Genomic DNA, 6,519 nt, shown 5'->3' with positions numbered 1-6,519 from the left:
CCGGTGAGGGTGACATCGGCGGGCGGACCGTCCTCGACGGGTGACACCGTGTCTTCGGGTTGGCCGGGAGCGCGGGCGAAGATGTCGCGGCCCGTGATCGAGCCGAAGGTCTGTCGCGGAACGTTCGCCAGCCGCAGCGCGATGGTGGGCGCCGCAGACACCGCGACCAGAATTGCCACCAGTACGGCAACGGCGATCCGGGGCCCCGGCACGTCCCAGTACATCCGCACGAGCGCGACCGCGGCCGCGCCGAAACCCGCCGTGACGATCGCAGCGGCCGCCGTCCAGAAGCGGCCGGTGAAGCGCACCACCAGCCACATGCCCGCCAGCGCGGTGGCCGCGGCCAGAAAGGCGTGCGGCGCGCCGGGGGAAGCTCCAGGCGGAATGGTCGCCGCGGCCAGCACCGCCGTGACCAGCGCAGCCCATGCCGCGCCGTCGGTGACGATCCGGCCCGCGCCCACCCGCGCACCGATCGCCACCGCGCCGAGCAGGCCGATCGTCACGGCGGCGTACAGGATGGGCACCAGCAATGCGCTTTCGTGCGCCCAGCGCAACCGCCACAGCAGCATGCCTGCCACGCCGAGCGCACCGCCGATGATCAGCACGGCGACCGCCAGCGCGGTCTGCGCGGTGACCCGCACGAAGTGATCGGAGGCGTATTGCGCCAGCGCCGTCGAAACGTTCTCCACCACCGGCCCGTAGCGTTCCGCCCTGCCTGCGGGCACCAGCGCAAGGACGTCACCGTCGACGATGTTGTGGCCGGCAAGAGAGACGTCCGACGCCAAGGCCGACAAGCCCGCCGCACGCGCGAATTCGTAGGCAGCGGGCGGTAATTCGGCAGCGCCACGACCGCGCAGCACCTTGTTGATCGCGATGACCGTCGGATCGACCAGGGTGTTGAGCGGCGCAGCCGACGGCAAGACGAGATCGATCTGATGAGAGTCGCCTGCAAGGATCGACACCCGACACGACGGTGGCACCTCGACCGGGGTCGCGGTGCGGCCGACCGATGTGGGCGCCGGTTCGCGGACGGTCGTCACCGGCGGTCCCGCGGTCCGTCGGTGGTGGACGCGAAGTGCTCGGCGAGTGCGGCCGTGATCTCGATGAACCGCCGCCGGGTCAACGGCGACATCTCGGCGCCGACGTCGATGACGCCACCGGGGCGCAGATGCGAGTCGAACGGAACCTCGACGACGACCTGGCCGCGGCTGGCGAACTGCTGCACGAGGATCGAACGGGTGCGCTTGTCGGCATGGCCGTCGGAGTCGTTCAAGACCACCACAGTGCGATGCAGCAGACCGGTGTAGCCGCGATTGGCCAACCACTCCATTGTCTGGCCGGCCGCCGAAGCGCCGTCGACCCACGGTGAGGACACCACGATCAACGCGTCGAGATCGCGCAGCACCTCCTGCGCGATCGCGGAGTCCATCGTCGAGCCGCAGTCCACGATCGAGATCGTGAAGTGCCGATCCAGCCGAGCCGTCGCCTCGCGGTAGATCGCGGGGTCGAGCACCCGGCGCCGGGCCGTGCTGGATTCACCTGCGAGTACGAACAGCCCCGAGGCGTTGTTGCCGACCCTGCTGCGAACGTCGGCGAAGGTGTCGAGGTGTTCGTCGGCCGCCAGCTCCCAGTACGAACCCGCGGCGTTCGGGTCGATGCGGCTGCCGAGCTTGCCGAACGCGGTGTCGGCGTCGATGGCCACCACCCGGTCGTCCTGGCGCAGCTCGGCGAAGATTGAGCCGACGCTGGCCGAGACGGTCGTCTTACCGACACCGCCCTTGCCGAACACCCCGATCTTGTAGTGGCCGCGCAGCAGCGAACGGATCTTGTTCTCCAGATCGGCCATCCGCTGCTCGTCGGGCGACGGACCGAGGTTGACGAGTCCGAACGTGCCGCGATAGATGAAGCGCCGCCAGCCTTTTCGCGGCGGGGTCTTCCTCGACGGCACCAGCTCGCTGGTGCGGATGCTGTCGACATAAGAGTAGCCCGTCGCCGGTGGCGCGGCTGCCGGAGCGGCGGCCCAGTTGGGCGACGACGACGGCTGCGACGACCAGTCCTGGCTCGCAGGACGCGCGGTCCGCTCTCGCGGCGGCTCCTGCGGCCAGCCCGGCGGCGCCGGTCGGGCGCCGGTCGGCGGCATCACCCGCGTTGACTCGGCCTCCGTCACCCCCCTCGGCCTGCCGTCCGGGTTTCCGGCCGCGCCCGGTTCGGTCGGGCGTGGTGGCATCGGCGGGGGAGCCTGGCGGAAGCCGCCTGGCGCGATGCGTGGGGGTCCGGCGTGGGTTCGGCTCGCTTCGGTCGTCCAACGGGGTCTGGCATCGGGATCCGTCGGCTGGCCAGGCTCCTCCGGTGGCCTGCGAACGGAGTCGGATCCGGCCGGGCGCGGCCCATCCTCCAGGCCATTGCGCGAACCTTGGTCGTCCTGCGCCGGGGGCCTTGGCGGCTCGGGCGGCCGGCCCACCGGCTCGTCGCCGGAATCCGATGGTGGCGAAAGATGTTCCCGGAGAAAGTCGTCGCGGTCGGTCACGGCGCCAATCCTGACTGCCTGTCCATGGTCTCCTCCGGTGAATGTCGTTGACTGCGGGCGGTCATTGCGGCTTCTGCGCCTGGGTGAGCGGAGCAGCTTCCGGGGGAGCTGCCAGGGTGTCGTGCTGCGTCATTGCATCGGTGCGGCTAAGCGCGGGCCCGGGGGCGAAAACCCGGATCAACGGCCAGGGCGCCTGCCGCGCCATGGCCGGTGAGATGCCAAGCGCCCGCAACGTGTCGTCTTCCAGCGAGATCCCGTACCGCACGCCCTGGTCGCTGATCCACCACATGGACTCGCGGCTGGTGGCGTCCGGCGCCGCACCGGTGGTCATCACCAGATTGGTCGCTCCCGGGGACATATATACCTGGTCGGCCTCGATGCTCGTGGGTGTCCGGTCATTCTTGACCAGACGCAACAGCCGGTTGTCCGATCCGATCGGGATGGGCAGTCCCTTACCCGACAGCACGACGGTCTCCGAGGTTCGGTCGGTCGAGCCCTTGGACCAGGTCAGACAGGTGACCGGGTTGGCCTCGGTGTCGACGAGCTCGAGCCGGGTGGTCGGGTAGTAGTCGACCGGGAGAGCCTCGACGACCGGAACGCTGGCCAGCCGGTCCGGGGCGACCACCACCGGCAGCTCGTCGCCGAAGGAGTTGGCGGAACGCAACAGCGAGGCGACGAACGGCGAGATGGGCTGCACGCCGTTGCGCAGCAGCACATAGAAGTCGTCGGCGCCGGTCTGCAGGTCGCGCACCGAAAGGACCGAGCCGACCACCGCGCCCGCCGCCACGTTGAACTGCGACGGGGCGCCCGCCCCGGGGATGGCGGGCGTGTTCAGCGGTTCGGTTGCGGGCAGTGCATCGAACAGTGGCGTCGAAATCTTCACCGGGCGTGGGGCGTCGGTGTCGACGCCCAGCGCCAGCGCTACCGCCTTGTTGGACAGATCGATTTCGGACCGCTGGCCGTCCCACACCACGTAGGTCTTGTCGTCGTGCGCGGCGAGCACCGCCTTCGGCGGCTCGAGCGGCAGGGCGCGAGACCCGACAGCGGGCGGGCCGCCGATCGCCGTGACGACGGGGGCGACGTTCGGATTGTCCGACGCGCTGTCACACACCGTCCACTGCGAGCTGTCGGCGGTGCGCAGCGGCATGGCCGTCGGGGCGCCGGCAATACCGACCGACGGGCCTTGGGGATATTTCGCGAGTTCGTTGGCCTTGACGAAGGTCGGGTTGCTCGCCTGGCCGGCGATCAAGCGCGCGCTGACCAGGTTGACCGCCGGGTGCAACCGGCCGTCGACGAGCACGTAGACCGCACCGGTGTCGCGGTCGGCGAGGATCGAGGACTGTCCGACCTGCCCGGCAGGCTTGAACCACGACAACACGAACATCAACGCGACGGCGAGGATGGCGAAGACGAAGCCGAGAATCAGCGATGCGCGTTGCCGCTGCACCGGATCGAACTCCATCCGCACACCGTGGTGCGACAGCGCTGCGGCGTTTCGCCGGTTCCAGAAAAAGTGCGCCGACACCTGGAGTCCACTGGCCAGATTCAAAGCCATGGCTCAATACCTTACTTGCGGGTTCGGCCCCGTCGAGCCGAAGATTCGGGGAGCGAATGTGTCATTCATCGGTGCCTTGGTTGCGTTTGCTGACACTTATCTCGCCTGCGCGGCTAAACAGGCGCCTTCGCCGCGTTCAGCAGATTGCCCAGGTCTTGTCGAAGTGCGTCGGCGGAAGTGGGCCAGACGCTGGTCCACCGGGTCCCGTCGGGACCGGTCGTGTAGCTGATCGTGATGCGCCCGAGCTCGGAGTCGATGACCGAGATCACGTCGGGGTGCACATGGGGTTTTATGCCGTGGTCGATGATGGTGACGACCGCCATCGCCGATTGGTCCAGGCGGGCGGCGGCCGACAGCACCGCGACCTGATCGGGGGACAGCCCAAGCCGGGTCAGCGCGGACGCGACGACGGGTTGGTCCTTACCGAGCGTGCCCGTGAGGGCCTGCTCCAACGACGCACTGGGCAGGTTGAACCCGGAGATCGCAGCGGGCCGTCCTTCGGAGAACGCGTGCAGCACCGTGTCGCAGATCAGCTCGACCTGCGTGTCGGTTCGCGACGCCTCGCCCAGCGGGGCCAGCACGACCTGATCGTCGCTGCGCGCGATCATGGCCAACCAGCGCTCGCGCCGGCAGATCGACATCGCGCGCTCCTCCACGAGCGCCGGGGCGTCCCCGGTGGCGACCGAACCGTCGAACGGTTTGGGCCGCCGAACGACGACCATGACCTCCCGCTGCGGCCGTCCCACCACCGCCATCCAGTCGCGTACGGCCTCGTCGACCTGACCGCGTTCGTCGATCACCCCCGCGGCGACGAGCGACGCGTATTCAGCCGTCCGGTGAAGTGGAATCTCACCGATATCGGTCGCCACGGATCCACCGCCGTCGATCGACGGCACGAACGGCCGAAGCCGCAGCGCGGTCGGCATCTTCTCCACGCCGAGGAGCGCCTGCAGCACCCAGATTCCCGACGGAGTCGTCGTCAACTCAGCCATAGCGATTCCTTCTCAGCGGCAACATGTTTCAGGGGAGGCCAACCGCCGGTCGGCCTCCCCTGACTCAGCGATTACGGTACGTCAGCCGAGGTGTAGCGACTTCGCTGCCGCCAAGTCGGTGTGCACCATCGACTCGAGCACATGGTTGATGACCGTGCATTGATGGTTCAGCGTCTGTTCGCATCCATCGATGCCGCTGTTGACCATCATCTGGGACTCTTCGAACGACACACCGCCTGCGCCTTGCAGTTCCTCGCGGACGCTGGTGAGCGCGTTGAGCGCTTGGTGCCGGATGTCTTCGAGTTGTCCCCTGGTGGTGGCGACGGAGTGAATCAGGTCGGGTATGGCTGCCGGGTTGTATTCGAACATCTGTCAGTTCCTCTCAGTTCAGCCTTGGTTGGCGATGGAAGCGACGGCCGCGCGCGACTGCTCTTCCTGCTCTTCGAAGGTGTTGGCGGCGGCGCGCAGCGAGTTGATCAGCTCGCCCCACGTGGTGGTCAGCCGGATCGTGGAGTCGTTGATCCCCTGAGAGGCGTTCACGTTCGCCATGGCCGCCAGGCCCTGCCAGATGCCCGGCGCGTTGGCATCCTGCGAGTGTCCCAAGTAGTTGCGCATGGCGCTCTCGGCCTCCGACTTCAGATGCTCGAGTTGCTGTGCGACGGCGCGGACCTTGTCCGCTCCGACGAGAATTTTGTCTGCCACTGCTGTCCCTTTTCGTTAGCTGGTTGGCTTGGTGCCGCTAAGCGTATGCCGCCCCCGGCGGTGGTCTTTTCACTAATTTTTTGGCTAATCCTCCCTCCCGGTGCGAGGGCCGACCGTCAATTGCATGGTCCTGCCCTCGGCCGAGCCTTCCCTGCCACGTTCGTCGCGCGCCATGTGTCCGGCGGCAGCAGGGGCGCCATACAGTCCTCCGGTGCCTGCGCCTGCCGTTGGTTGGACCGAACTCGCCACTTCGGGTGCCGTCGCACTGCCGGGCGCCCAACCCGTCGGCAGTTTGGGCGGCCCCGGCGCATTGAAGCTGCCGGTGGGTCGGGTGAAGCTGGACATCACTCCTGCGCCGCCGCCGATACCGCCGGCGCCGCCGCCTCCGCCTGCCCGCGCCGCGGTGTCAGTGGTGGCCGCCAACGTCGTCTGGTCAAGGCCGGCCGCCTTGTCGAGTCCGCCAAGGCCGCCGCCGTTCATGCCGCTGGTCAGCGGCCCAAGCATGCCCATCGCCATCTGGGGGAACTGGCCGAGCATCTGCGGGAACTGACCGAGCATCTGCGGAATCTGGCCGAACATCTGCGGAAGCTGTCCCAGCTGACTCATCATCTGCGGCGCCATCGACGCCATCGACTGGGCGGGGCCCGCCGCCGTCTGGGCCGTCCCGCCGACAGTGCCGGAGGCCTGGCTGACGGTGTTCAGGCTCTGTGACATCGCGGCGTTGGCCCCACCGGTGGCGGCAG

The 6,519-nt window shown here is 68.4% G+C and carries 6 protein-coding genes and 1 pseudogene; all 7 read right to left on the bottom strand.

Annotated elements, in window-relative coordinates; translation table 11 throughout:
* Positions 1-1,040: type VII secretion integral membrane protein EccD (gene eccD, locus QOC76_RS26095; RefSeq protein WP_526361918.1), on the bottom strand; the 1,040-nt coding region annotated here is incomplete at its 3' end.
* Positions 1,037-2,527 (bottom strand): MinD/ParA family ATP-binding protein, encoded by a 1,491-nt coding sequence (locus QOC76_RS26090; RefSeq protein WP_526361916.1) that lies wholly within the window; start codon positions 2,525-2,527, stop codon positions 1,037-1,039. The genes QOC76_RS26090 and eccD, both read right to left, overlap by 4 nt.
* A 61-nt stretch (positions 2,528-2,588) precedes the next feature.
* Positions 2,589-4,082, bottom strand: a complete 1,494-nt coding sequence (eccB, locus tag QOC76_RS26085; RefSeq protein ID WP_526361914.1) for a type VII secretion protein EccB — start codon at positions 4,080-4,082, stop codon at positions 2,589-2,591.
* Between the two features lie 113 nt (positions 4,083-4,195).
* Positions 4,196-5,074: an ESX secretion-associated protein EspG gene (locus QOC76_RS26080; protein WP_526361912.1), complete on the bottom strand. Its 879-nt coding sequence runs from the start codon at positions 5,072-5,074 to the stop codon at positions 4,196-4,198.
* Between the two features lie 81 nt (positions 5,075-5,155).
* Positions 5,156-5,443, bottom strand: a complete 288-nt coding sequence (locus QOC76_RS26075; protein WP_526361910.1) for a WXG100 family type VII secretion target — start codon at positions 5,441-5,443, stop codon at positions 5,156-5,158.
* Positions 5,444-5,461: 18 nt separating this feature from the next.
* On the bottom strand, positions 5,462-5,776 hold the full coding sequence (locus QOC76_RS26070; RefSeq protein ID WP_526361908.1) for a type VII secretion target: 315 nt from the start codon (positions 5,774-5,776) through the stop codon (positions 5,462-5,464).
* Positions 5,777-5,860: 84 nt separating this feature from the next.
* A pseudogene (locus QOC76_RS26065) lies at positions 5,861-6,519 on the bottom strand (PPE domain-containing protein); the annotation flags it as partial.

The organism is Mycobacterium sp. (assembly GCF_032159565.1).
In the GTDB taxonomy this organism is placed as follows: Bacteria; Actinomycetota; Actinomycetes; order Mycobacteriales; family Mycobacteriaceae; genus Mycobacterium.
This window is presented reverse-complemented; position numbering and strand designations above follow the sequence as displayed.

What these genes read in the sequence shown, in the direction of transcription:
- eccB (WP_526361914.1), bottom strand. Translation starts at nt 4,082, where the DNA reads ATGGCTTTGAATCTGGCCAGTGGACTCCAGGTGTCGGCGCACTTTTTC.
- QOC76_RS26080 (WP_526361912.1), bottom strand. Translation starts at nt 5,074, where the DNA reads ATGGCTGAGTTGACGACGACTCCGTCGGGAATCTGGGTGCTGCAGGCG.
- QOC76_RS26075 (WP_526361910.1), bottom strand. Translation starts at nt 5,443, where the DNA reads ATGTTCGAATACAACCCGGCAGCCATACCCGACCTGATTCACTCCGTC.